Here is a 24,503-nt window from a genome sequence, read left to right on the forward strand (position 1 = left end):
GGTCTGGCAAAGCCAGTCCCGCGGCCCCCGTTTGTGCGCACAGAACTCTTCAACCAGCATGAGCCGTGGAACCGGCTTTGCCGGGCCACAGGCGGGCGGCCCCCTCGGGGGGCAAGGAACTACACGGAGTGAGTGACTGTGGGGGCCAATGGAAGCCACAAGGTAAAGCGCGTGCCCGCCGGCCCCGATTGCCAGTTGACCGTGCCGTCAATGGTTTGCGCGCGGCGCCGCTGGTTTTGCAGGCCTTTCCCCGCGGCGTCGCCAAAGGCTTGGTCGACATCAAAGCCCTGGCCGTTGTCTTCGATGATGACCTGCACCCCGGCGCCTTCGATGGCAGTGCTAAAGCGGATCTCGGTCGCATGCGTATGGCGCAGGATGTTGGCCACGCTTTCCTGGATGATGCGCAGGATGTGCAGCGCGCTGGAAGGGTTCAGCCAGTCCAGCGTGGGGAGTACCTGCACTTCCCACAGCAGCGTGACGCCGGTGCCTTCCAGCCGGGGTTCGAGCCGGAAACGCAGTGTGGCCAGCAGCAGCAACAGGTCGGCCTCCACCGGCTCCATCGAGTCGATGGCGAGCTTCAGGTCGTCCATACAGTCCTTGAGGGTCTGCGTCACGCGTTCGTCGCTCATGCCGCCGCCTTCGATGGAGCGGATGGCGCTGATCAGCGTCGAGCCCAAGCCGTCGTGCATGTCCTGCATCATGCGCTGGCGTTCATCGCTCAGCATCTGCTGCTGGGCAATCTCGCGCAGGCTGCGGTGGCTGGCTTCAAGTTCGGCTTCGCGTGCCCGCAGGCGCTCGGCCAGGCTGGCGTTGACCTGCTCGACTTCCGCAATGGCGCCGGTGTAACGGCGGTACATCACATAACCGAAGACGCTGAAGGTGATCGCGTTGGTATGCGGGCCCAGATACCAGTTTTCGGGGCTGATGAAATTGTTCTGTACCAGCCAGTCGGTCGCGCTAAAGAGCGTGGCCAGCACCGTCCCGATGGCCACCACCATGGCGCTGCGAGAGCGCCCCCAGGCGTTGATGACGCCCGCCACGCTGACGCTCACGCCCATCAGTGCGGCCACCACATACAGCACTGGTGTGGTCCTCGGCGTGTTGGGCAGGGCCGACCACAGGGGCAGGGTCAGCAGGGCCATCAGCACGGACGCGGTGATCAGTGCCCGCGTCAGCCACAGTTGCTGGCGCCGGTGCAGCAGGCCGATTGAAAAGTGCACCACCGTGACCAGCCAGAACAGCGAGTTGACGGTGAACCAGGCAAACCAGTCGTTGGCAATCGGGAAGCTCACATAAAAATGCAGGCCCCGCATGAAGGACATGGCCGCCAGCACAAAAAACAGCAGATAGCCCGGCTCATGCCGGCGCCGCAACCACACCAGCAAGGCGAAGATGCCGACCGCGAGGAAAGCCGAGCTGAACATGCCCGGCAATTCCTGCTGCAGCCATTGGCGGCCGTGGTAGCGCCAGCTGATGGCATCCACCGGGCCCAGCCACAGTGATGACAGCGCCACCTGCGTCGCAGCCGTGTGCTCGATGCGCAGTGTGATCTCGTGCGGCAGCCGGCCGTCCGGTGATTTCTCCAGCAGCACCCACATCGGCGTGTGCGGGCTGTTCCATAACGGGCCTTGCTGCTGAGCGGTGTGTACCAGATGACCGTCGGCATAGACCGCGAGGGTGCCGTCGGTGCGCACGCGGGCCGCATACAGCGCCAGTGGCGTGGACGATGCCGGGGCCTGCGGCACGGTCAGTCGAAACCAGCTGGTGCGTGTGACGGGGGCCACGCTGGCGGATGCTGCAGCCCGGGCCTGTCCCAGCAACGCTATGGGCAGGGCATGCGGCAGCGTAACGGGTTGCCAGCGGTCCAGCAGGATTTGGCCGTCGAGAGTGAGCGGTGGCGAGGTGAAGCCCGCATCGGTTTGCACCTGCCAGTCAGCCTGGGTGAGATGCAGGGCCGCTGCGTTGGGGGAGCCACCCGCGCGGGTGCCCGCAGAGTCACAGGCGACAAGACCCGTCAGCACCGCAGCCGCTGCCAGCAGCGCTACGGCTATGCGGGGCGAAAAACGCAGGAGGCGGTGGTGATGAAAAGGCATTCGCGCGGGCAACTACTGCGCCAAAATGCCCTGGTTCCTGGCTTCGTAGATCGCTTCAGCCTTGGAGGTAACCTTGAGTTTGCTGTAGATGCGCCGCACAAAAGTGCGCACCGTGAAGTGCGACAACTCCATCAACCTGGCGATTTCCACCGCAGTGAAGCCTTTGGTGATGTAGTCCAGCACTTCTTTTTCACGTGCCGACAGCAGCGATGACGCGTCGATATCGGCGGGCGTCGTGCCGGCGCCAGCTGCGGTGCTGCGGCGAAAGCGTGCCAGCACCTGCCGGGCGATGATGGGGCTGATCGGGCTGCCGCCGCTGGCCAGGCTGCGGATCTCGGCCGCCATCTTCAGCGGTGAGCTGTCTTTCAGCAGGTAGCCGGCAGCGCCGGACTCGATCGACTGCATCACATGCGTCTCGTCGCCAAAATTGGTGCTCACCATGATGCTGCAGGCCGGCCACTGTCGGGAAGCCGCGCGGATCACGTCAATGCCCGAGCCATCGGGCAGGCCCAAATCAACCAGCAGCACATCGGCCGGCGGCTGCTTCAGCATCTGCAAGCCTTCGGCACGGGTGCCCGCCGCGCCCACCAGGCGCATGTCAGAAGCGCCCTGCACCACGCGACTCAGCGCTCCGCGAAAGCCCGGATCGTCCTCGACGATGGCGACATGGATCACGGGCAGGTCTTGTTCAGCGGAAGGTGCATTCATCAGGCAGACATTTTGCGACGGTTTCGGGCGCACGACTCGCTATTTGTGTAGCTCGTTTGTTCTACGTGCAGGCCGGTAACGGGTGTCTGGTCACCGGCAGGGCCTGTTCGCTGCCCGCCGGTGCCGATCATCATGCCACCCGGCCGACCGGTTTGCTATATTTTTGATAGCTGTTCGCGCCTATTTTTATTGGTCTGCAATCCGATCTCGTCTCTAGAACGGGGCCCCTGAAGGTATCTGGCGTAGCGCATATGCGCTACAGACAGCGGCTTTCGTGATTCGTACGATGACGGCCAGTCGGGCAAGGCGTTCCACAACATCCGGGGCGCTGGCCCGACTGATTGGCGGGCAACCTGGCTCGCTGCAAGTTCCACCCGCCAACGAAAGCCTCCATGAAAAGTCACGCCAGCATGAACCGTATTTACCGCCTTGTCTGGAACACCGCCCTGAATCTGTGGGTGGCCGTGGCGGAAAATGCCAAGGGCAGAAGCAAGGGTGGCTCGGCGCGCGGCAGCGTGCAGTGGGATGACGTGCAGGCGGAAGGAGGCCATGGCGTCGATGGCGGTGGCGCGGACTTCAGGCTCAATACGGCCTGCCGCGCGGCGCTGGTGTTGCTTACCTCCCTGGCGGTGCTCACACATGAAGCGCATGCGGCCGATGCAGCCAATGCCAGTGTGTCGGCGGGTAGCGGCAGTGTCTCCACGCTAGGCAACACCACCACCATCAACCAGGCCAGCCAGCGCCTGGCCATCGACTGGACCAGTTTGTCTACTGCGGCCAACGAGGCGCTGCGATTCAACCAGCCCAATGCCTCAGCGATTGCACTGAACCGCATCACCGGCGCCAGCCCCAGCGAGCTGCTCGGCAGCCTGACTGCCAATGGCCAGGTCTTCATTCTTAATCCCAACGGGGTGTTGTTTGGTGCCGGCTCACAGGTCAACGTCGGCGGACTGGTGGCTTCTACCTTGAGCATGAGCAATGCCGACTTCATGGCGGGGAACCACGTCTTCAGCAGCAACGGCAGCAGCGGCTCTGTGGTCAACCAGGGCACCTTGACGGCGGCTCCCGGCGGCTACCTGGCGTTGCTGGCACCGGAAGTGCGCAACGAAGGCGTGATGACCGCAAGCCTTGGCACGGCGCTTCTGGCTGCGGGCAACAAAGTCACCTTGAACCTGGACAACGGGAGCCTGCTCGGCTACAGCATCGATCAGGGCGCGATCAACGCACTGGCCGAGAACAAACAGCTCATCAAGGCCGACGGCGGCCAGGTGCTGCTGGGCGCGAAAGCGCTCGACAGTCTCACCACGGGCACCGTCAACAACACCGGCGTCATTGAAGCGAAGACGATTGCCAACAAGGCCGGCCGCATCATGCTGATCGGCGATATGGAGCACGGCATGGTCAACATGGGCGGTACGCTGGATGCCAGCGCCCCGGATGGCGGTGACGGCGGCTTTATCGAGACAAGCGCCGCGCACTTCAAAATCCTGCCGGGCTTCAGGGTGAACACGCTGGCGCCGCGAGGCAAGACCGGCACCTGGCTGCTCGACCCGGCCACGATGACCATCGCGGGCGGCACAGGCGGGGCCGCCGACACCATTTACGAGGACACGATTGAAGCGATGGGTTCCGACGTGGTTATTGAGGCCACGGATTCGATCAACGTCACGGGCACTTTCGGCAATGCCGATGTAGAGCTCCTCAGTGGCCTCAATCTCACCATCAGAACCACCGGTCCCACCGGTACCGGCATCGACCTCACGGGCAGCACGCACGGCGCCGGCCTGGCGTTCAAGGTTTCCGGCGGGGGCTCGGCGAGCGTGACCACAGCGGCGGCCACCCAGGCTATCAAGACCTCCGCCATCTCCGCGACCGGCGGCGCCGGCACGATCAATCTCAACTCCGCCGGCGCGCTGGATATCAGCAACACGGTCCTGCAGACCAGCGGAGGCGCGATCACGCTGACCGGCGCGGGCCAGGCCGGGAGTTCGGGCGTGCGGGTGTCCCAAAGCACCCTGAACGCCGGCACCGGCGCCCTCACCATCAACGGTACCACGACAGACCAGTCGCAGTATGGCGTGCTGTTGGACCGCTCCACGCTTACCAGCGGCAATGCCAACATCAACAGCGCCGATAGCGCCGTGAAGCTGGCGGGCACCAGCGTGGCAAGCACCGGAAACATCACCGTCGAAGCGTCGGGTGCCAGGACGAGCCACCACGCGCTCGAGCTCGTCAATGAAGGCGCCACGCAAACCAACATCGGCGTCAGCGGGGGCGGAACGATAAACATCACCGGCAGACTGGTGAATGGCGGTGGCAGCGCCACGGGCGGCTCTTCGGGCGGCGTGGTCGTCACCAATTCCAGCGTGACCGGCGGCACCGGCACCGTCACCATCGCCGGTGACGTAGGCATGACCGGGGTCATCGCTCAGGTGGCCCGCGGCGTACGGCTGGATTCTCTGGCCAGGATCACAGGTGCGGGCAATATCGACATCACCGGGCGTACAGGGTTGTTTTCCCTGGCAGGTACTGCCGGCGTGGAACTCGGCACCGGCTCGGAGGTATCCAGCACCGGCGGCTATATCACCGCTACCGGCCGGGCCGGTGTCAGTAGTGCCGCCACCGAGGTCAAGGGCCTGATAGCAAGAGGAAAAGTGCAGTCCGGCACCTTGCGCAGCATCACGCTGGACGGATCGTCCTCGTTAAATGCTGCCGGGATCAGCGGCTCCGGCGTCCTCATCGATGCCGGCGCAGACATCGTCGCGGGCAGGCTTGGTTTTAACAGTACGGGTTTGTTCAGTAGTTCGAACGGGGGAACGGCGAACATTACCGGCATCTCCATGGTGGGCGGCAGCATCAACTCGACCGGCGAGATCACCATGATCGGCAACCTCGGTGGGACAAGCTCTATGGGCGGGGGTCATGCCGTGAGCCTGACCGGCGGCAGCATCAACTCCAACACGGCGGCCATGACGCTGCGCGGAATGAATTTTCCTACGGGTGCAATTGCGCCGGCCGGCAGCTACGCCCTGAACATCGACGGCGCCAGCATCACCAGCGGAGGCGGTGCGATCACGCTGCTGGGCGACCGCATCAACATCGGCTCCGCCGTCAACGCGGGCGCGGGCAAGGTGCTGGTCAACACGGACATCTTCAGCGCCAACCAGCCGATCACACTCGGCGGCGCATCAGAAACCGCCGCCATGAACCTGAGCAACGCCGAGCTTAACCGGATCACCGCGTCGGTGATCGCGATCGGCAGCACTTCCAATACAGGCGGCATAGTCATCGGCAACACCGGCGGCGCGATCAACCTGGCCAGCGCACCCAGCTTGAGCCTGATAAACAGCAACGCTGCAGGTTCGGGCATCTCGCAAACAGCGGCATTCACGGTTGCCAACCTGAAGGCCGATGCACAAACCGTCATCCTGGACAACTCACTCAACCAGATCAGCCAGGTCAGCGGTCGCGCCTACGGAACGAACAATTTCGAGGTTAGCTCCTACTCTGCCTTGTCGGTGGGGACGGTGGACGGAACGGCCGGCATCACCCAGTCCGGCACCGGTCTTGTTGCGCTGCTAAGCCGCGGCGCGCTGTCGCAAACCCAGGCCATCGTCGCGAACACCTTGCAGGCCACCAGTTTCGGGGGCATGACGCTGGCCAACGCAGGCAACCAGATCCAGAATTTCGGCAGACTTAACAACAGTACATCGGGCGACATCACCCTTCGCAACACCGCCGCCACCGCCAGCTTCCAGGGCAGCTTCAACAGCGCCGGCCGCGTCGATATCGCCAACACGGGCAATATCTTGATGGTGGGCTCCTACATGCCTTTTTTGAGCAACGCCACGGGTACGACTGCGGGCACCGCCGGCTTCAGCATGGTGGCCACGGGCGGCATCAGTACGCAAACTGTCCAGACCAACATCAATCCCCTCTCGGGTGGCTCGGTCTACCTGGAGGCGGGCAACGGCAGCATAGGCGCCAGCACCGCCCGCCCCATCACCATTTACACGACCGGCCCGGTCGTTGCGGTGGCGAGCGGCGCCGGTTCACAGGTCAACCTGGACCTGGCCAACGGCGGCACCCTGGAAAACGTCAGTGCAACGGGCGCGGTGAACGTCACCGCTGCCTTCGCCCTGGCGGTCAAGACGGTGTCCGGCAGCTCGGTCACTCTCAGCTCCTCGCTCGGAGCCATCCTTGACGCCAATGGCGCGGCCAACAACATCACCAGCACCACGCTTAACGCGACCGCACGGGAAAGCATCACGCTGGGCACCAATGTGACCGGCCTGCAAACGCTGGCGACCACAGAACCTGGCGCTGCGGGCGACATCAGCCTCACTGCCGCCAATGCGCTGAGTACCAGCAATCTCGCCATCAGCACTAACGCCGGGTCTGCGCAGACAGTCAGCGTGTCATCCGCGGCCGGCATCACGGTCGACAACGCCTTCGGCAATGCGCAGGACAAGTTCAAGCTGATCACGACCGGTGGCAACATCGCCATCAACGGCGCGCTGACGGCCAGCGAACTCACGCTGAGCACCGCCGGTACCAGCACACAAACCGCGGGCATCACGGCCACCGGCCTGGAGCTGCTGGGCACGGGCAGCCACGCACTGACCAACGCCGCCAATGCGGTGACCACGCTGGCCGGCAACACAGGCAACGCCAGCTACTCGCAGGCCGGTGCGCTGGCCATTGGCACCGTCAACACAGCAGGGCTGACTGCCAGCGGCAAGGTGTTGGTGCGCACCACAGGGGCGGCCAGCGACCTCACTTTGAACAACACCGTCACCTCCGGCAGCGCGGCCAATGATTCCCTGGTGTTGGCCGCCGGGCGCAACCTTGTGAACAACGCCGGGGCTGGCGCGCTCAATCCTGGCGCGGGCGGCCGTTTCCTCGTGTATTCGACCGATCCGGCTGCCAGCACCCTGGGCGGCCTGGTTTCCACCGGCAACGCCTTTGGCCGCACCTATGCCGCCAATGCGCCCAGCGATGCGTCAATGGCCTCTCTCACCGGTAACCGCTTTGTCTACAGCGTTGTGCCGACGCTCAACGTGAGCGGCGACAACGTGAGCAAGGCATACGGCGGCGCCGACCCGGCCCTCACCTACACCGTCAACAGCGGCCTGGTGGCGGGCGACACCGCGGCAACTGCGCTGAACGGTGCGCTGTCGGCGCCCACAGGCGCTGCCACGACCAGCCCCACACATGCCATCACGCAGGGCACGCTGGCATCGGCCCTGGGTTACAACGTCGTCTATACCAACGGCACGCTGACGATGACCGGTACGCCGCCTTTGCCTGCATCCCTTTTCGGCGTGACGGCAGCGCTGGATGGGCCTTATGTGACCGCGCTCAACGCCATTGCCGGCACGGGCAATGCCATGGGTGGCGTCACGGGTGGCGCCGATAGCGCCAATGGAGATGGCACAGGCAGCATATCGAGCGCGGTGGACGACGATCCGTTCAACATACTGGATGATGGCGCGCGCATGAAGGCGTTGAATGCCGCCGCAGAGGCAGCCCGCCAGGACAGAGGCGAATAGGCGGCAGCTTGGGGAGGAGGCGGGGTAGGCGAGGCCCTGGTGGGCCTGCGGTGAGACTCTGCGCAGGCAGCCTGCACGGGTGTGGTTACCTTGCTGGCCACTGGCTTGCCTTTGGTGACTGCCAGTAAAGGCAGTACTACGCCCGGCACGCCAGACACAGTGCAGTACAGGATCGCGCTGCAAACCGTCTACCAAACCAGCCGCGAGACGGTCAACAGCGGCCCCGCCAGCTTCATTGAGCCCGACAACCGCGACGATGAGGCGGGCGGGAATGGCAACGGCAGTAACGGCAACAGCGGTGACAGCGGCAACGCCAGGCTGTCGAACTCGCTGGTCAGTATCGTCAGCTGCGGTTTATTGATGCCCAAAAGCGTTAGCCGTGCCACTTGTGAATAAACCATTTTCATGGCTCTTCATTAGCTCGGTCGGGCTGTAGCCATTTATGGGCGGGCGCAAGCAGCTATTAAAAATGTAGCAATGACTCCGCGAAAGCCAAGTCGTCCCCCAACGATGGCAAGCTGGACGCGCGGCCTGGCCATTTCGGAGCCTGCAGGGAATCCCTGGTTGGGCTGAGCGCTTACATCAATTGGGGCGCCGTTGGGCGACGGATTAGGGTGGGCCTCATAGCGCATTTGTGCTACAGGCAAAACCGGCAGATATAGTTACGATTGGTTTCATGTCCCTAAAAATGGGGACATACAGGATGAGCTGTCTCTGCGACATTGCCGGAGCGGTCACGCTGGACGTACTGCATCCGCAGTATGGCTGCATGAGAGTCGGGTACACACAATTGCAGGATGTCGCCCGGGGCATCGAAGCCATGGCCCGGGGGGGTGATGGGGTGTATGGATGGTCAGCTGCCATGAAGGAGCAGTGGCTTGTGTTGGATGAGCATTAAAAAAGTAGAGCGAAAAAATGAAACAGAATTCGTTACCCCTTTCCGCGCTGGCTTCAGCCCTGTTGGTAGCTTTGCATACCGGCGCCTGGGCGCAGACTGCCCCAGTCCCTGACGCCGGCCAGGTGCTGCGCGACCTGCAGCAGGCGCCCGCCTTGCCGCCGCCACAGAGCGTTCCGCTGCAGCGCATCGAAGAGTCAGCCGACCCCAGCCAGAAAGGCGAGGCGAGGGTGCTCGTCAAGTCCATCACCATCACCGGCAACCAGGAAATCCCGTCCAGCGAACTTCAGCCCCTGGTGGCCGGCCTCATAGGCGCGGAGCGCTCGCTGAGCCAGCTCAATGCCGCCGCCCGCCGCATCACGGCCTACTACCGCAGCCGGGGGTTTGCCGTGGCCCGCGCTTATTTGCCCGCGCAGGACATCACCGACGGCGCCGTCACCATCAGCGTGATTGAAGGGCGCATTTCCAGCCACAAGATCAACAACCAGTCGCTGCTGAGTGACGAACGCGCGCAGGCCTACCTGGGCCAGGTCAAGGACGGCGACGTCATCAAGTCCGACCAGATTGACCGCGGCCTGTTGCTGCTGCAGGACACGCCCGGCGTCAGCACCTCGCGCGCCACGCTGCAGCCCGGCGCCAGCGTGGGGACGTCCGAGCTGCTGATTGAGGTCAACCCGGCCAAGCCCTACAGCGGCAATGTCGTGGTCGACAACTACGGCAGCCGCTACACCGGCGAATACCGCGTGGCCGGTACGTTCAACCTCGTCAGCCCGCTGAAGATCGGTGACCAGCTCACCGTCAATGCACTGACCAGCGGCCGCAACCTCAGCTTCACGCGATTGGCCTACCAGTTGCCTGTGGGCAGCGACGGCCTCAAGGTAGGCGCCGCCTACTTCGACACCCGCTACAAGCTGGGCCAGGAGTTTGAAACCCTGCAGGCCCATGGCACGGCCACCTCTGCCAGCCTGTTTGCCGCTTACCCCTTCATCCGCAGCCAGCTTAAAAACCTGAACGGCACAGTGTCGGTGGAAGACAAGCAGCTCAAAGACTATGTAGACGCGACCTCTACCTTCACACCCAAGAAAGTCCTGGTCACCACCTTTGGCCTTTCAGGCAACCTGCAGGATGCCCTGGGCGGCGGGGGCATCACCGGCCTGGACCTGTCGGTAGCGATGGGCAACCTGCGCATCAACTCGCCCACCGCATTGGCCATTGACGCGGCCTCGGCACAGTCCAATGGCAGCTACACCCGTGTTTCTTATGGCGCCAGTCGCTTGCAGCGCTTTACCGACAGCACCTTCCTGGCCGTGTCAGTGACGGGCCAACTGGCCAGCAAAAACCTGGATTCATCCGAGAAGTTCTCATTGGGCGGCGTCAACGGGGTGCGCGCCTATCCGCAGGGTGAGGCTGGCGGCGATGAAGGCTACCGCGGCACGGTTGAGTTGCGCCACAACGTGATGGCCAATGTGCAGGCTACCGTGTTCTATGACTGGGGCAAGGTCACCATCAACCGCAACCCTTTCGGCGCGGCGGCCTCCAACAGCCGCCAGCTGGCCGGCGCGGGCTTTGGCCTGAATGCCAGCCTGGCGGGTGTGCAGCTGCGTTCTTCGCTGGCCTGGCGCACTGACGGCGGACTGCCGACTTCCATCCCGGCCTCGTCGGCCAAGCGGCCCACGCTGTGGCTGCAGGCGTCCATGGCGTTCTGACGGGCCTGGTATCTGAAGCCTGCCGGCGGTTCTCAAATCTCCGAAGTAAATCGGGTTTTTGGCTAATAAGGACGGGCGCAAGCAGCTATCAAAAACATAGCGCCATCGTGGCGCCGCCTTGCAAGTTGCTGTGTGAAAGCATCGCGGCCTGGCGATCTGGGACGCGGTGGAACAAGGGGCGCAAACTATCGCGCGCTGGACGCGCTGAAAAAATAGCGCGCCGAGGTTTCCAGGACGCGCAAGGCGTTTGCCCTGACATCGCTTGAGAGCTGCTTAGGGGCTTGTACGTAAAACGGCCAGTTGGCAGAGGTGCGGCCCTGTGGTGGCCGGGTAAACGGAATGACCGGAGTGACTGGCGTGGCCAGGGTGACAGGGGTGAAGGGTGGCCTGGTGGGCGGGTCATGTAGAAGCTGCATGTCAGTCTCTGGGTTGGGTTGTTCTATGGAATCACTTTGAAGAACAATGGTACTGTACATATATACAGTCTTCAACTATGATTTACCCATGGACACAAACACCCCACCCGAATGGATTGCCCGCTGCGCTGAAAGGCTGCACCAGCGATGGCACACCGTCGGGCCTGACCAGCTTGAAGAGGTCGCAGCAGTCATCTGGCAGGACGTGAACCTGCGGCGCATGGCGCCCGCTGACGCCGCGGCGCTGTGGCTCAAGCCGGTTGTGCCGGCCCCAGATGGGACATAGCGGGCCGGCCGCAAGCGGCGCGGCGCGCAGCGGCCTTACTTTTTCATTTCGTCCTTGCCCATGGCGTCCTTGGCCATGGGGTCTTTTTTCATCTTGTCTTTTTTGGCCATGGCCATCTTGTCGTCCTTCTTCATGCCGTCCTTCGCCATGGCATCTTTACCCATGGCATCTTTCGCCATCGGATCCTTGGCCATGGCATCTTTTTTCATCGCATCCTTCTTCATGCCGTCTTTGGCCATGGCGTCTTTGCCCATGGCGTCCTTTTTCATCGCGTCTTGCGCCATGGCACTGCCGCCGGCGAAGAGCATGCAGGCAGACAGGAGGGTTGCAGTCAATTTGTTCATGGTGTTGTCCTTGAGTGGTAGTGAATGAATGGATTGTTGAAAAAAGGCAATCGTTAAATGATTGCCCGCGTTGCAGGGTCTCTGAGCAGCGCTCAGCTACCTCCGAACCAGTTGTAGCCCTGGTCTTCCCAGTAGCCTCCAGGGTAGGTGTTGGTGACAAAAATCGCCTGGATGTGTTTGGGGTTCTTGTAGCCCAGCTTGGTGGGCATGCGCAGCTTCATCGGGAAGCCGTATTTGGGTGGCAGCGGCTGCCCGTCGTAAGTCAGCGCCAGCAGGGTTTGCGGGTGCAGCGCGGTGGGCATGTCGATGCTGGTGAAGTAGTCGTCGGCGCATTTGAAGCCGACGTACTTCGCGCTCAGGTCGGCGCCCACATGACGCAGGAAACTGCCGAAGTGCACGCCGCCCCATTTGCCGATCGCGCTCCAGCCTTCCACGCAGATGTGGCGGGTGACCTGGTCCACCTGTGCCATGGCGCGCAACTCGGGCAACGCCCATTTGCGCCTGTCGGACACCATGCCCGTGACTTCCAGCCGGTAGCTGCTTTCTTCGATTTCCCGGATTTCGTCCTCGCCGTAGTAGGCGTTAAAGGGGAAAGGCCGGGTGATCATGGATTCGGGGTAGGTCGGCGCCAGGCGGTTGGGATCAAACAGCAAGCCCTGCACCTCGTCGTTGATGCGCGAGATCTTGCCGAGAGCGGTGTTGACGCTTTCGCTGTCGTCCAGCATGCAGCCGGTCAGCATGGAAAGACCGCCCAGCGTGAGCGAGGTGCGTAAAAAATTGCGGCGTGCCGTACCGAGCTTGCGGGTGTGGGCAATGCGCGCAACAGCTTCGTCCAGCACGGCGGCGCTGTCGATGTCCATACGGGGAGGGGGCTTGATGATCATGGGTAATCCTTGCGCTTTGCGGCGGTTGGGCTGTTCGGCGGGTCAGCGGCCGCGAACCATATAGACGAGGGTGCGCGGCACCAGCGCCACCATCACCAGGTGAACCGCGACGAATGCGGCCAGCGCGGCCATGGCGAAAAAGTGAACCAGCCGTGCGCCTTCGTAGCCGCCCATCAGTTCGCGCAGGAGCGGAAACTGCACAGACTTCCAGAGCACCAGGCCGGAAACGACGAGCAGGACACTGTCCACCATGACGAAGAGATAGGCCAGGCGCTGCACGGTGTTGTAGTGGCTGGGGTCGGCATGGGCCAGCTTGCCCTTGAGGGCAGCGAGCAGGTCGGCGACCAGCGCCCTGGGTGAAAGCGGAAAGAATTTGTGAAAGAGCCTGCGTGTGACGATGTTGAACGCCAGATAGAGCAGGCCATTAAAGAACAGCAGCCACATGGCCGCAAAGTGCCACTGCAGCGCGCCGCCCAGCCAGCCGCCCAGCGTGAGGTCTTTGGGAATGCTGAAGCCCAGGAAGGCCGTGGCGTTGTAGATGCGCCAGCCGCTCATCATCAGCACGACCACGGCCAACGCATTGAGCCAGTGCATGGCGCGCAACCAGCCGGGGTGGATGATCTGCCGGGAAGTGTTCATGAAATGCTCCTCTTGTGCTGGCCGCAACGCCCGGGTTTCCAGTGGACTGCCGGGATTTCCGCCGCAGTCTTGCTGCGTGTTGCTGTTTGGTCGGGCCGGGCGGGCGCTTCTTACAGGCTGATTGCATTTATTTGCAAAAAGGGCCCCGGGCTGGCTGGATGGCCATGGGTTGGCTGGCGCCTAAAATCGGCCGGTGTCCCTGCCCAAACCCGCAATAGAGTCAAGATGCACCGCTACAAAAGACTGATCGCCGTGGTCGCGTTTCTGGGGCTGCTGCTGGCGGTGTTCCAGCTTTCCGGTTTGCGCGACAACTTCAGCCTGACCTTCTTGCACCAGAAATTCCTGGACAACGAAGTCAGCGGCTTGCTGATTTTTATCGCGCTGTTTGCGCTGGGCAACCTGATCCAGATCCCCGGCTGGATTTTTCTGGCCGCGGCTGTGCTGGCGCTCGGCGAGATGTGGGGTGGCCTGGCAACTTACCTCGCAGCCGTGATCTCATGCGCCTTCACCTTCTGGCTGATTCGCCTGATGGGCGGGGACGCTTTGCGGCAGATCAAGGGTCAGTGGGCTCAACGCATGCTGGCTCAGCTGGACGCGCGGCCGGTGGCGAGCATTGTGGTGCTGCGCTTGCTGCTGCAGACCGTACCGGCGCTGAATTACGCGCTGGCAATGTCAGGGGTGAAGTTTCGTGACTACCTGGTGGGCACCCTGCTGGGCCTGCCGCTGCCGATTGCGCTGTACTGCGTGTTTTTTGATTACCTGGCGCGGGTGTTGAAGGTGCCGGGGTACTGAACCTAAACGGCGTTGCCTGCCATGCGGGAAAAGAAGGGCAGCGCAATCGCTGCCGCAAGAGAGAAGAAAAAAACCAGCCCATAGGTCATCAGGGCGAGCAAGGCTCCGCCTTTCAATTCAAGGGGTGCACCCGCCCTTGTTCTGGCTCGCGAGCCGAGCCACCATGCACCCAGACCCAGTTGTGCCGCCAGTCCGGTGGCCAGGTCCACAAGGGATTGGCGTATGGGGTCCGAGCCGGCGCCCAGCGACCTGACAACAGCACCGACGGCGAACAGAACCATGAACAGGACAACACCGAAAATGAATGCGTGTTTCCAGCTCAGTTGCGTACGGCGATAAAGCCAGGCCGCCAGTTTGACGCAGACAACATACGAAAAAATGGTGAATGCAATCGGGACAAGGCCGGGAAGTTCTGGCATGCGTCAATCTCCGCAGTCAAGGGCCTTGCCCAGCACATGCTGGTAGACCGCCAGGTCTTGCGCCGAAAAGCAGCAGAACACCACTTCCGTCAAGGAAGAGGGTTGCTGCAGAGCCTGGCGCACGCTGGCCACTGCGACCTGGGCAGCCAACTCAATCGGGTAGCCGTAAATGCCGGTGCTGATGCTGGGGAAGGCCATCGACGTAACGCCTTTGGCTGCCGCGATTTCCATGGCGCGCCTGTAGCAGGAGGCCAGCAACTCAGGCTCGCCGTTGCCGCCACCGCGCCAGACCGGACCCACCGTGTGGATGATGAACTTCGCCGGGAGCCGGTAGCCTTTGGTGGCTTTGGCCTCGCCGGTTTTACAGCCGCCCAGCAGGCGGCATTCATGGACCAGTTCAGGCCCTGCAGCGCGATGAATGGCACCGTCGACACCGCCGCCGCCCAGCAGCGATGAATTGGCAGCGTTGACGATGGCGTCAAGCTGCAGTTTCGTGATGTCGGCCTGGACGGCTCGGAGGGTTGCAGGCATGGCGACCTCTCTGGATGGCTGAACCTTGCTGGGAGAAACGCGTGCCCGCAGGAGCGGGCGCGCGCTGTCTCACAACACCTTGCTCAAAAAGCGCTTGGTACGCTCTTCCTTGGGGTTGTCAAAGATCTCCGCCGGTGAGCCCTCTTCGATCACCAGGCCTTCGTCGATGAACATCACGCGGTCGGCCACCTGGCGGGCAAAACCCATTTCGTGGGTGACGACCACCATGGTCATGCCTTCTTCGGCCAGGGCCTGCATCACGGCCAGCACTTCGCCGACCATTTCGGGGTCGAGCGCAGAGGTGGGTTCGTCAAACAGCATGATGCGCGGCTGCATCGCCAGCGCACGGGCAATTGCCACGCGCTGCTGCTGCCCGCCCGAAAGCTGGTTGGGGTAGGCGTCGATCTTTTCGAGCAGCCCGACCTTGACCAGCAGTTCACTGGCACGGTTGCGCGCCTCCAGTGCCGTCAGCTTGCGCACCTTGGTGGGCGCCAGCGTGATGTTTTCCAGCACGGTTTTGTGTGGAAACAAATTGAAGCGCTGGAACACCATGCCGATTTCCGAGCGCAGGGCATCGACGTCGGTCTTGGGTTCGTGCACCGACACGCCGTGCACCAGCACCTCGCCGCCGCTGGCGTCTTCCAGTCCGTTCAGGCAGCGCAAAAAAGTGCTTTTGCCCGAGCCGGAAGGGCCGATGACGCAGACGACTTCGGTGGCCTTGATGGCGCAGTCGATGCCGCGCAATACCGGCGTGTGGCCAAACTGCTTGGTCAGCCGCTTAACGCGAATCACCTCGTCCATAACGAGCCTCCAGTTTTTTGACAAGGTAAGCCAGGCCCAGCGTCAGCACCCAGTACATGAGGGAGATGGTGAGGTAGGGCTCCCAGTAGCGCGAATAGGCGCCGGCGACGGTGCGCGCGGCGTAGGCCAGTTCGGCCAGACCAATCGCCGAGATCAGCGACGAGTCTTTCAGCAGCGAGATCGCGTTGTTGCCCAGCGGCGGCAGCATGCGGCGAAAAGCCTGCGGCAGCACGACGTGGTACATGGTGCGCGGAAAAGACATGCCCAGCGAACGCGAGGCTTCGACCTGGCCCTTGTCGATGGACTGGATGCCGGCGCGGAAGATCTCGGAAATGTAGGCGCCGGCATTGAGCGTGAGCGCCACGATACCGGACAGGAAGGCGCCGTAGTTCTGCTTGATGTCGCGCGCTGTCTCGCCCGAGATGATCAGGCCGTCAGTCGGGTTGATGAACAGCGGCAGCACTGCGAAGTGGATCAGCAGGATCTGCACGAACAACGGCGTGCCGCGGAAAAAGCTGACGTAGACGGTAGAGGGCCAGCGCAGGGCGTATTTGCAGATCGCGCGCGCGGGCGAGTGGCGCGATTCGGCCACGCGCGCCATGCCGACCGCCAGGCCCAGCAAGGTGCCCTGCACGATGCAGATCAGTGTCACCATGATGGTCATCTGCAGGCCGCGCCAGAACAGCACGCTGTACTCGGCAATGATGTCGGCCCGGAACCAGCCGAACCAGAGGACGTGTTCCATAAGGAGGTGTCCTGATGTTTACTGGGCGGGCAACGCGGGAGCGTCGGCCTGGAACCATTTCTTGTAGATGGCGGCGTAGCTGCCGTCGGCCTTGACGGCGGCCAGGCCTGCGTTGAGTTTGTCCTGCAGCGCCTTGTTGCCCTGTTTCACGACGATGCCGAAGTATTCCTTGGGAAAGCTCGCGTCGCTGACGGTCTTGAGCTGTTTGTGTTCCTGGGCGCGAAAGGCGATCACCCCGTTGTCGCCGATGGCGGCGTCCAGGCCGTTGTTGGCCAGCTCGGAGATCACGACCGGGGTGCTTTCAAAGCGGCGGATGTCGGGGTTGGTCTTGCCGAATTCGCGCGAAGCCATGTCGTCGCCGGTGCTGCCGGTGACCACGCCGATTTTTTTGCCGGCAAGGTCTTTCAGGCTCTTGGCCGTGCTGTTGCTGTGCACGGCGATCAACTGGCGGGCTTCGAAGTAGGGGGCGGTGAAGTCGTAGGACTGCTTGCGCTTGTCGTTGATGGTGACGCCCGAGATGACCAGGTCCACATCGCCGTTGTTGAGGGCCGCGAAGATGCCGGTCCAGGGGGTGTTGACGATCTTGATCTGCAGGCCGGATTTCTGGGCGATGGCTTTGATCATGTCTACGTCATAGCCGACAATTTCCTTGGTCGGGCTTTCATAGGCAAACGGACGGTAGGTGGCGCTGGAGCCGACGACCAGCTCCCTGTTTTGGGCCTGGGCTGCGCCCAGCGCACAGGTAAGCAAGCCGGCTGTCGCGGCAATTTTTTGCAGAATGTTCATGGTTGTGTCCAGAGGATCTGAGTGAGGGAAACGCTCGCCGGCTCGCGGAGAGGCCGAAAAGCGAAAGTAGCCAATGGTAACGCGTGCAAAAGCCGTGCCTGGCGCGTTCCGGGCAGGGTTTTCGCGGGGGACGATGCAGGGATGGGCGGGCAGCGGGCCCGCGATGCCTGACCGGTTCTAGGCCCTGAGCTGTTTGTTAAAAAACGCCAGGGTGCGCTCCCACGCCAGCTTGGCCGCGGCGGCGTCATAACGCGGCGTGGTGTCGTTGTTGAAGCCGTGTTGCGTGCCCGGGTACTGGTAGGCGGTGTAATTCGCACCTGCCGCCTTGAGTGCCGCCTCGTAGGCAGGCCATGCGGCATTGATGCGCTCATCCACCGCAGCGAAATGGATCAGCAGCGGTGTCTTGACCTTGGCGGCATCTTCCGCTGCCGGCAGGTTTCCGTAGAAGGGAACGGCTGCGCTGAGCTCCGGCAGGCGCGTGGTGAGTGTGTGCGACATGCCGCCGCCATAGCAGAACCCGACCACACCCAGCTTGCCGGTGCAGTCGTCCCGGCTCTTGAGCCAGGTGGTGGCCGCCACGAAATCCTCCACGCACTTTCGCTGGTCCAGTTTGGCGAACAACTCGCGCGCCTTGTCTTCGTCGCCGGGGTAGCCGCCCAGGGGGGTGAGTGCGTCGGGTGCGAAGGCGATGAAGTTGTCCAGCGCCAGCCGGCGGGTGATGTCTTCAATATGCGGGTTGAGGCCGCGGTTTTCATGAATGACAAGCACGCCGGGCAGTTTGCCGGTGGCATTGGCAGGCCTGGCCAGATAGCCTTTGACTGTGCCTGAGCCGGCGGACGACGGATAGCTGACCATGTCGGTCTTGATGCGTTTGTCATCCCGGGCAATTTGCTGCCCCGCGGCAAAATCGGGGCTGAGGGCGGCCAGCAGGGCTGTTGCGGTCAGGCCGGCGGTGGCGAATTTCTGGGCGCGCTCCAGGAACCCGCGCCTGTCAATGGTGCCGTGGACATAGGCATCAAACAGAATCAGCAGTTCCTGGTCAAAATCCTGGGCGGTCTTGCGTGGCATGTTGGGCTCCTGCAAAAAATCGAGCATACCGATTCGTGGCCTGCGTGGCAAAGGTCATCGTCAACCCGCGGGGCCGCAGTGTTTTGCGGCGCCATCCGGATGCTATGAAAAATATAGCTGCTTGCGCACGGCGGGGTTGGGCTGGAGGCTCTTTTTGTGCCTGAAACCCCTGGAAAACCGGCAAAACCTGTTTTAATAACGCACCGGGACGCTGGCCTGAATTGACAGGGCGTCCGTTCTGTGACTCACTGGGGTCGCTGTTCGCACTGCCTGGCTTCGGCGGCATCCCCAATCGATAGAGGAGAACTGCATCTTGAACCTGATTTCCTGGCTGATGACGTTGCTGGGCGTCGCCGTGGGCGCGCTTGCAGGTGTTTTGCTGTATGCCGCCTGGCTGCGCAAAAGCGCGAGTGCGAAGCTGCGGATACCCCACAAATGGCCGCTGCGTGCCCGCGGGGTGGTTACCAACGATGAATACGAGGTATGGAAATGGCTGCGAAGCACTTTCCACGACCACGCGGTGATGGTCAAGCTGCCGGTGCTGCGCTTTACCATTCCGCTGGAAAAAGACAAGGAAAAGGAAAAAGACAAGGAAAAAACCGAACGCCTGCTTGAGCTGCTCAATGGCGTCTACACGACTTTCACCATCTGCACCCTGGATGGCAAAGTCGTCGGTTGCGTGGATTTGCGCGGCAAACGTGATGTGAGCAAGGCCACCCGCCAGCTCAAGGAGACACTGCTGTCGGATTGCGGCATTGCCTACACCTCCATCAAGGCCGGCCGTCCTCCCACGGTCAGCGCCATGCGTGCCGCCTTCCTGGGGGAAATTCCGGAGGAGCTGGTGCAGGAGCACCAGGAAACCCGCGGCGGCGACAGCAGTTTCCACGCCGACCTGGAATCTTTCACCCGGGAACGTGTCAAGGCCGCCAAGGACGCCGCGCTCAAGGAACTCAACAAGGACAACCAGCCCGAATCCCCGCGAGCGGCGGCTACCCGCAATGTCGGTTTCAACCCCGATGGCACCGGCGGCATTCGCATCGACAAGAACGACCGTTTTGCGACGCAGTGGGAAGACTCCTTCACCCAACCCGCCGACGCGCGGCCGGCCAGGATCGAATAGGGGACGCGGCAATGAGCGCTGCGCAAAGGCAGCTGCCCGCGAGCGGCGGTCAGAGGAAAACGCTGCCGTGAGCAGGCTGGGGCATACCCGGGACAAGATCTACAAAACTGTGGCGCGGCAGCTCCACGGGGTGGTGCCGTGCTGGGTGTGCGGCGAACACGTTACGCCCCAGGCCGCCACCCTGGAGCACATCCTGCCCCTGAGCGAAGGGGGCAACAGCCATGCAGAAAACCTGGCGATCAGCCATGAAGTCTGCAACGGCCAGCGGCACGCAGCGGGCGCCGTTCCGGCTTCTGCCGCCTCGCCGGGACAGGTGCAGAGGCGCAAGTCCCCGCTTCTTGCCTCCAACCCATGACCTCTTGCTTCCGGTACCTGTTTCGGGTTGTGCTTGCCCTGCTGCTGGTGGGTGCCGGGCCATTGGTTTGGTCGCAGCCGCAGGAGCCCGCGCAGGAGCGCACCGGAGCAGGGGAGATCATCATCGGCGGCGACGACAGATATGTACTGTCCCAGTCGTTTACCTACCTTGAAGACGCCGGCGGCGAGCTGACACTGGCCGACCTTTTGAAACCGGATGCCCAGGCCCGCTTTCAGCCGGTGCCGCAAACCGGCTCGGCCACCAACTTTGGTTTGACCAGCTCGGCCATCTGGCTGCGCGTGAACCTGCAGACCGAACGCAGCACACCCGCAGACTGGATGCTGGAGCTGGCCTATCCGCCGCTGGACCGGCTGGAGCTGTATTCACCGGACGGCAAGGGCGGCTTTGTGTGGCAGGTGGGCGGTGACCTGTTGCCTTTTGCCGATCGGGCCGTGGTGCACCGCAACCATGTGATGCCGGTGCGTCTCAAGCCCGGTGCCGTCAATACGCTCTACCTTCGGGTAACGTCGGACGGCACAGTGTCTGCGCCCGTTCGTCTCTGGCAGCCTGCAGCGCTGTGGCGGCACGACCAGGCTGAGTACGCCACGATCAGCCTCTACTTTGGTTTGCTGGTCGGGCTCTTTTTCTACAACCTGCTGCTGTTTTTTTCGGTGCGTGACCGGGCCTACCTGATCTATGTGGCGTTTGTCGGCTGCATGGCCATCGCGCAGGCCGCGCTGACAGGTTTTGGCGCGCAATTCATCTGGCCGGGCCTTACCTGGTGGAACAGCATTTCGCCCCCTGCGGGCATGGCGGCGACCGCCTCTTTCGGCATTCTGTTTGCACGCAGCTTTCTTTCCAGTGCACTCAAGATGCCCCGCATGGACCGCTTTATAAAGGCGCTGGTGGGTGGCTGGCTGCTGACCCTGCTGGCCGCTTTTACGATGCCTTATGTGGTGTCTTCATGGATGGTGACCGTGCTGGCGGTTCTCAGTGTCACCACGCTGGTCGCGGTGGGTTTGCTGAGCGTGCGCATGGGGCATCCCGGGGCCCGGTATTTCCTGGCGGCATGGGCCCTGCTGCTGGTGGGTGTGGTGACGCTGGCGTTGCACAACACGGGTGTCCTGCCGTCGAATGTACTCACGGCCAATTCGCTGTTGATCGGGTCGGCGCTGGAAATGGTGGTGCTGTCGTTTGCGCTGGCGGACCGCATCAACGTCACCCGGCAGGAAAAAGAGCAGGCCCAGGCCCGCATCATGGCTGAGCAATCCATGGTGGAGGCCTTGAGCGTTTCCCAGGAAAACTTTCGCACCCTGCTGAAAGAGCGCGAAATGATCCTGGAAAATTCCATTGTGGGCATTGCCTTCCTGACACCGGATGGCCGCTTTCGCTGGGCCAACCAGGCCATGCTCAAGGTATTCGGTGCAGGCAGCAATCCATTGACCTCAATGGAGCCGTTTTACCTGTCGCGTGAGCAGTACCTGACGGTGGGCGGTGAAGTGGCCGCCTGCGTGAGCCGCGGTGAAAACTACGAAGGCGAAATCCAGGTCCGGCAGTTTGACGGCACCTTGATCTGGGTGTCGCTGTCGGGCAAGTCCGTTGCCGAACGCGACCTTTCGCAGGGCACGGTATGGGTGATCATCAACATCACGCAGCGCAAGGAACTGGAGGCCAAGCTGCTGCGGACATCCTCGGAGCGCGAAGCCATTCTTAATAGCGCGCTGGTGGGCATTGTGCTGTCGGTGAACCGGCGCCATGAGTGGGTCAACGAGAAATTCGCCCAGATGATCGGCGGCCCGCGCGAAGAACTGATGGGGCAGTCGTCCAGCTATATCCATCCCGACCTTGCCACCTGGGAGCAGTTCGGCAAGGAAGCGCGTGAGATGCTGATTGCCACCGGCAGTTATATCAATGAACGCCAGCTCAGAAGGCGGGACGGACAGCTCTTCTGGGTGCAGATGGCCGGCAGTTGTGTTCAGCCCCATGACCCTGATTCAGGTGTGATCTGGGCGTTTCTTGACATCACCGAACGCAAGAAATCAGAGGAAGACACACGCGAGGCCCTTGAGCAGCAAAAGGCGCTCAATGAACTGCGCACCCGCTTCGTGGCCATGACCAGCCATGAGTTCCGGACGCCGCTGTCTGGCATTCTTTCCGCCGAGGAATTGCTCAGGCATTACGGCAGCCGCTTGCCTGAGTCGGAAAAACTGGAGATTCTGGACAGCATTGCTGCCGGCGTGAAACGCATGACGGGCATGTTGGACCGCGTGCTGCTGCTGGGCAAGGCCGATGCCCAGATGCTGGAGTTTGAACCGCATCCGCTGGACCTGCACAGGCTGTGCCATCAATTGGTGGAAGAGGCGCGCACCCAGCAACCGGACAGCCTGTGCGAGTTGCAGCTGGATTATTCCGCCGGGGCGGGAGAAGGCCTGTACGACGAGAAGCTCCTGCGCCACATCTTCAGCAACCTGCTCTCCAATGCGGTCAAGTACTCGCCGCTGGGCGGTCTTGTGCGGTTCACCGTGAGCATCGATCAGGACACGACCGTCATGGAGGTGGCGGACGAGGGCATCGGTATTCCGGAGGACGAGTTGCCGCACCTGTTCGAATCTTTTCACCGCGCCAGCAACGTGGGCACCATCCAGGGCACCGGCCTGGGCCTGGCGATTGTGCGCAACGCGGTCGACATCCACGGCGGCACCATCGATGTGCACAGCAGCGCGGGCTCGGGAACCACCTTCATCGTGCGCCTGCCAGCCAGGCACTGAGTGATCCACATGACTCCCGTAATCCACAGGCGCCGGTTGCTTCAGTCGCTGGCGGCGGCGGGTGCTGGTTTTTACCTGCCACCCAGGGCATCGGCCCAGCAACGGCTGACCGGAAATCCTTTCACGCTGGGCGTGGCCAGCGGTTCACCCGCCCATGACTCGGTGGTGCTCTGGACGCGGCTGCTGCTGGACAATGATGCGGCCGTGCGCTTGCAGCCGGTAGCCGTGCGCTGGGAGATTGCGCACGACGATCATTTTTCGCGCATCGTGCAAGCCGGTCAGGTCCATGCGGTACCCGGTCTGGCGCACTCGGTGCATGTGGAGGTGCAGGGCCTGGAGGCCGATCGCTGGTATTTCTACCGCTTCGCGGTGGGCGAGGCGGTGAGCGCCACCGGCCGCACCCGCACCTTTCCGGCGCCCGATGCCGCTGTGGGGCGGCTGCGGCTGGCCTATGCCTCTTGCCAGCGCTGGGAACACGGCTACTACAGCGCCTACCGCCATATGCTTGCTGAAGAGCTTGATCTCGTGCTCTTCCTGGGCGACTACATCTACGAATACCCCAACGCCGGCCAGCCGGTGCGTGTGCCCACGGGCGGCTGGGTGCTCACGCTGGACGACTACCGCCAGCGCTATGCCATGCACAAGGGCGACGCCGACCTGCAAGCCATGCATGCAACCTGCCCCTGGCTGGTGACGTGGGATGACCACGAGGTGCAAAACGACTACGCGGGCGCCACACCCGGCAACAGCGGGCCGCCGGCGCCGGACTTTGCCGCCCGCCGCGCCGCCGCTTACCAGGCTTTTTATGAACACATGCCCGTGCGCGCTTCGGCGCTGACGCGGGCCGTGGCCGGCCTGGCAAGCGGCGCAGAAATGCGCATTTACCAGCGCGTTCCCTACGGCCGCCTGGCCTCGCTCTACATGCTGGACGCCCGCCAATACAAGGATGCGCAGGCCTGCACGCGTGACGGGAAAACCGGCTCCAGCACACTGAACCCCGCCACCTGCGCTGCCTGGAAAGATCCGGCCCGCAGCATGCTGGGGAGGCAGCAGGAAAGCTGGCTGGACGCTGAATGGAGCCGGGCCGCCAGCAAGGAAAGCAGCTGGAATCTGGTCGGCCAGCAATCGCTTTTTGGTCAGCGGGACTTTCGCCGTGGGCCTGAGCAGGTTTTCTGGAACGACGGCTGGGACGGTTATGCAGCGGCGCGTACGCGCTTCACGGACTCCCTGCGCAAGCACGCCGTTGCGAACCCGGTCATCCTGGGCGGCGATGTGCATGAAAACTGGGTGGGCCACGTCAAGGCCGACTACGCGGATGCGGCCAGCCCGTCCGTGGGCACGGAATTCTGCGGCACCAGCATCACGTCCCGCTCTGCCGGCAACGCGAAAATTCCGGACTACCTCGCCGAGAATCCGCACTTTGTATTTGCGGACTCAGAACGCAAAGGCTACGGCGTGGTGGAACTGACCCCGCGCAAGCTCACTACCACCTTGCGCGTGGTGAGCGACGTGACGCGCGCCGACAGCGGCGTACAAACGCTGGCGCAGTTTGCGGTGCAGGCGGGACGCCCGGTGGTCGAGAAAGCCTGAATCCG

21 protein-coding genes are annotated in these 24,503 nt (G+C 62.8%); 9 read left to right on the forward strand and 12 right to left on the reverse strand.

The window, feature by feature from the left end; genetic code table 11:
- Positions 1-119 precede the first annotated feature (119 nt).
- On the reverse strand, positions 120-2,093 hold the full coding sequence (locus tag AC1DWQ_RS08340; RefSeq protein WP_477669219.1) for a sensor histidine kinase: 1,974 nt from the start codon (positions 2,091-2,093) through the stop codon (positions 120-122).
- A 12-nt stretch (positions 2,094-2,105) separates the two neighbouring features.
- Complete coding sequence (locus tag AC1DWQ_RS08345) at positions 2,106-2,801, reverse strand: response regulator (protein ID WP_477659127.1); 696 nt, start codon at positions 2,799-2,801, stop codon at positions 2,106-2,108.
- Between the two features lie 392 nt (positions 2,802-3,193).
- On the opposite strand from AC1DWQ_RS08345, the gene AC1DWQ_RS08350 reads away from it, so the two are divergent.
- From AC1DWQ_RS08350 to AC1DWQ_RS08360, 3 genes are all read left to right on the forward strand, one after another.
- Positions 3,194-8,353 (forward strand): two-partner secretion domain-containing protein, encoded by a 5,160-nt coding sequence (locus AC1DWQ_RS08350; RefSeq protein ID WP_477669220.1) that lies wholly within the window; start codon positions 3,194-3,196, stop codon positions 8,351-8,353.
- Positions 8,354-8,512: 159 nt separating this feature from the next.
- Complete coding sequence (locus AC1DWQ_RS08355) at positions 8,513-8,749, forward strand: hypothetical protein (protein ID WP_477669221.1); 237 nt, start codon at positions 8,513-8,515, stop codon at positions 8,747-8,749.
- Between the two features lie 519 nt (positions 8,750-9,268).
- Positions 9,269-10,954: a ShlB/FhaC/HecB family hemolysin secretion/activation protein gene (locus AC1DWQ_RS08360; RefSeq protein WP_477669222.1), complete on the forward strand. Its 1,686-nt coding sequence runs from the start codon at positions 9,269-9,271 to the stop codon at positions 10,952-10,954.
- 185 nt (positions 10,955-11,139) lie between these two features.
- Here AC1DWQ_RS08360 and AC1DWQ_RS08365 read toward each other — a convergent pair whose 3' ends face one another.
- A complete protein-coding gene (locus tag AC1DWQ_RS08365) occupies positions 11,140-11,370 on the reverse strand; it encodes a hypothetical protein (RefSeq protein WP_477669223.1) in 231 nt (76 codons plus the stop codon).
- A gap of 88 nt (positions 11,371-11,458) precedes the next feature.
- On the opposite strand from AC1DWQ_RS08365, the gene AC1DWQ_RS08370 reads away from it, so the two are divergent.
- Positions 11,459-11,656 carry a hypothetical protein gene (locus AC1DWQ_RS08370; protein ID WP_477665830.1) on the forward strand — a complete coding sequence of 66 codons (198 nt, stop codon included), beginning with the start codon at positions 11,459-11,461 and terminating at the stop codon, positions 11,654-11,656.
- 35 nt (positions 11,657-11,691) lie between these two features.
- Here AC1DWQ_RS08370 and AC1DWQ_RS08375 read toward each other — a convergent pair whose 3' ends face one another.
- From AC1DWQ_RS08375 to AC1DWQ_RS08385, 3 genes are all read right to left on the reverse strand, one after another.
- Complete coding sequence (locus tag AC1DWQ_RS08375) at positions 11,692-12,000, reverse strand: pentapeptide MXKDX repeat protein (protein WP_457280520.1); 309 nt, start codon at positions 11,998-12,000, stop codon at positions 11,692-11,694.
- A gap of 92 nt (positions 12,001-12,092) precedes the next feature.
- Positions 12,093-12,884, reverse strand: a complete 792-nt coding sequence (locus AC1DWQ_RS08380; RefSeq protein ID WP_477669224.1) for a molybdopterin-dependent oxidoreductase — start codon at positions 12,882-12,884, stop codon at positions 12,093-12,095.
- A 42-nt stretch (positions 12,885-12,926) separates the two neighbouring features.
- Entirely contained in the window at positions 12,927-13,523 is a 597-nt protein-coding gene (locus AC1DWQ_RS08385; RefSeq protein WP_477669225.1) for a cytochrome b/b6 domain-containing protein, read from the reverse strand.
- 225 nt (positions 13,524-13,748) lie between these two features.
- On the opposite strand from AC1DWQ_RS08385, the gene AC1DWQ_RS08390 reads away from it, so the two are divergent.
- Positions 13,749-14,315, forward strand: coding sequence for a TVP38/TMEM64 family protein (locus AC1DWQ_RS08390; RefSeq protein WP_477669226.1), 567 nt, complete (start codon positions 13,749-13,751; stop codon positions 14,313-14,315).
- Between the two features lie 2 nt (positions 14,316-14,317).
- Here AC1DWQ_RS08390 and AC1DWQ_RS08395 read toward each other — a convergent pair whose 3' ends face one another.
- The 6 genes from AC1DWQ_RS08395 to AC1DWQ_RS08420 form a co-directional block, all read right to left on the reverse strand.
- Positions 14,318-14,734: a hypothetical protein gene (locus AC1DWQ_RS08395; RefSeq protein ID WP_457280524.1), complete on the reverse strand. Its 417-nt coding sequence runs from the start codon at positions 14,732-14,734 to the stop codon at positions 14,318-14,320.
- Positions 14,735-14,737: 3 nt separating this feature from the next.
- Positions 14,738-15,265 carry an O-acetyl-ADP-ribose deacetylase gene (locus AC1DWQ_RS08400; protein WP_457280525.1) on the reverse strand — a complete coding sequence of 176 codons (528 nt, stop codon included), beginning with the start codon at positions 15,263-15,265 and terminating at the stop codon, positions 14,738-14,740.
- A 69-nt stretch (positions 15,266-15,334) separates the two neighbouring features.
- On the reverse strand, positions 15,335-16,066 hold the full coding sequence (locus tag AC1DWQ_RS08405; protein WP_457280526.1) for an amino acid ABC transporter ATP-binding protein: 732 nt from the start codon (positions 16,064-16,066) through the stop codon (positions 15,335-15,337).
- Positions 16,044-16,811, reverse strand: a complete 768-nt coding sequence (locus AC1DWQ_RS08410) for an amino acid ABC transporter permease (protein ID WP_457280527.1) — start codon at positions 16,809-16,811, stop codon at positions 16,044-16,046. The genes AC1DWQ_RS08405 and AC1DWQ_RS08410 overlap by 23 nt, the downstream gene beginning before the upstream one ends.
- 18 nt (positions 16,812-16,829) lie before the next feature.
- The gene (locus tag AC1DWQ_RS08415; protein WP_457280528.1) at positions 16,830-17,597 is read right to left on the reverse strand and encodes a basic amino acid ABC transporter substrate-binding protein; all 768 of its coding nucleotides are present in this window, start codon (positions 17,595-17,597) and stop codon (positions 16,830-16,832) included.
- Between the two features lie 177 nt (positions 17,598-17,774).
- Positions 17,775-18,665: a dienelactone hydrolase family protein gene (locus AC1DWQ_RS08420; protein ID WP_457280529.1), complete on the reverse strand. Its 891-nt coding sequence runs from the start codon at positions 18,663-18,665 to the stop codon at positions 17,775-17,777.
- A 313-nt stretch (positions 18,666-18,978) separates the two neighbouring features.
- On the opposite strand from AC1DWQ_RS08420, the gene AC1DWQ_RS08425 reads away from it, so the two are divergent.
- The 4 genes from AC1DWQ_RS08425 to AC1DWQ_RS08440 all read left to right on the forward strand — a co-directional run bounded on the left by AC1DWQ_RS08425 (position 18,979) and on the right by AC1DWQ_RS08440 (position 24,498).
- Positions 18,979-19,785 carry a DUF2726 domain-containing protein gene (locus AC1DWQ_RS08425; RefSeq protein ID WP_477669227.1) on the forward strand — a complete coding sequence of 269 codons (807 nt, stop codon included), beginning with the start codon at positions 18,979-18,981 and terminating at the stop codon, positions 19,783-19,785.
- A gap of 67 nt (positions 19,786-19,852) precedes the next feature.
- Positions 19,853-20,140 (forward strand): HNH endonuclease, encoded by a 288-nt coding sequence (locus AC1DWQ_RS08430; RefSeq protein WP_477669228.1) that lies wholly within the window; start codon positions 19,853-19,855, stop codon positions 20,138-20,140.
- Positions 20,137-22,908 (forward strand): 7TM diverse intracellular signaling domain-containing protein, encoded by a 2,772-nt coding sequence (locus tag AC1DWQ_RS08435; RefSeq protein ID WP_477669229.1) that lies wholly within the window; start codon positions 20,137-20,139, stop codon positions 22,906-22,908. Before AC1DWQ_RS08430 ends, AC1DWQ_RS08435 begins: the two co-directional genes overlap by 4 nt.
- Positions 22,909-22,917: 9 nt before the next feature.
- Positions 22,918-24,498, forward strand: coding sequence for an alkaline phosphatase D family protein (locus AC1DWQ_RS08440; RefSeq protein WP_477669230.1), 1,581 nt, complete (start codon positions 22,918-22,920; stop codon positions 24,496-24,498).
- Positions 24,499-24,503: the final 5 nt, after the last annotated feature.

It is taken from the genome of Polaromonas sp. P2_G11 (assembly GCF_056403595.1).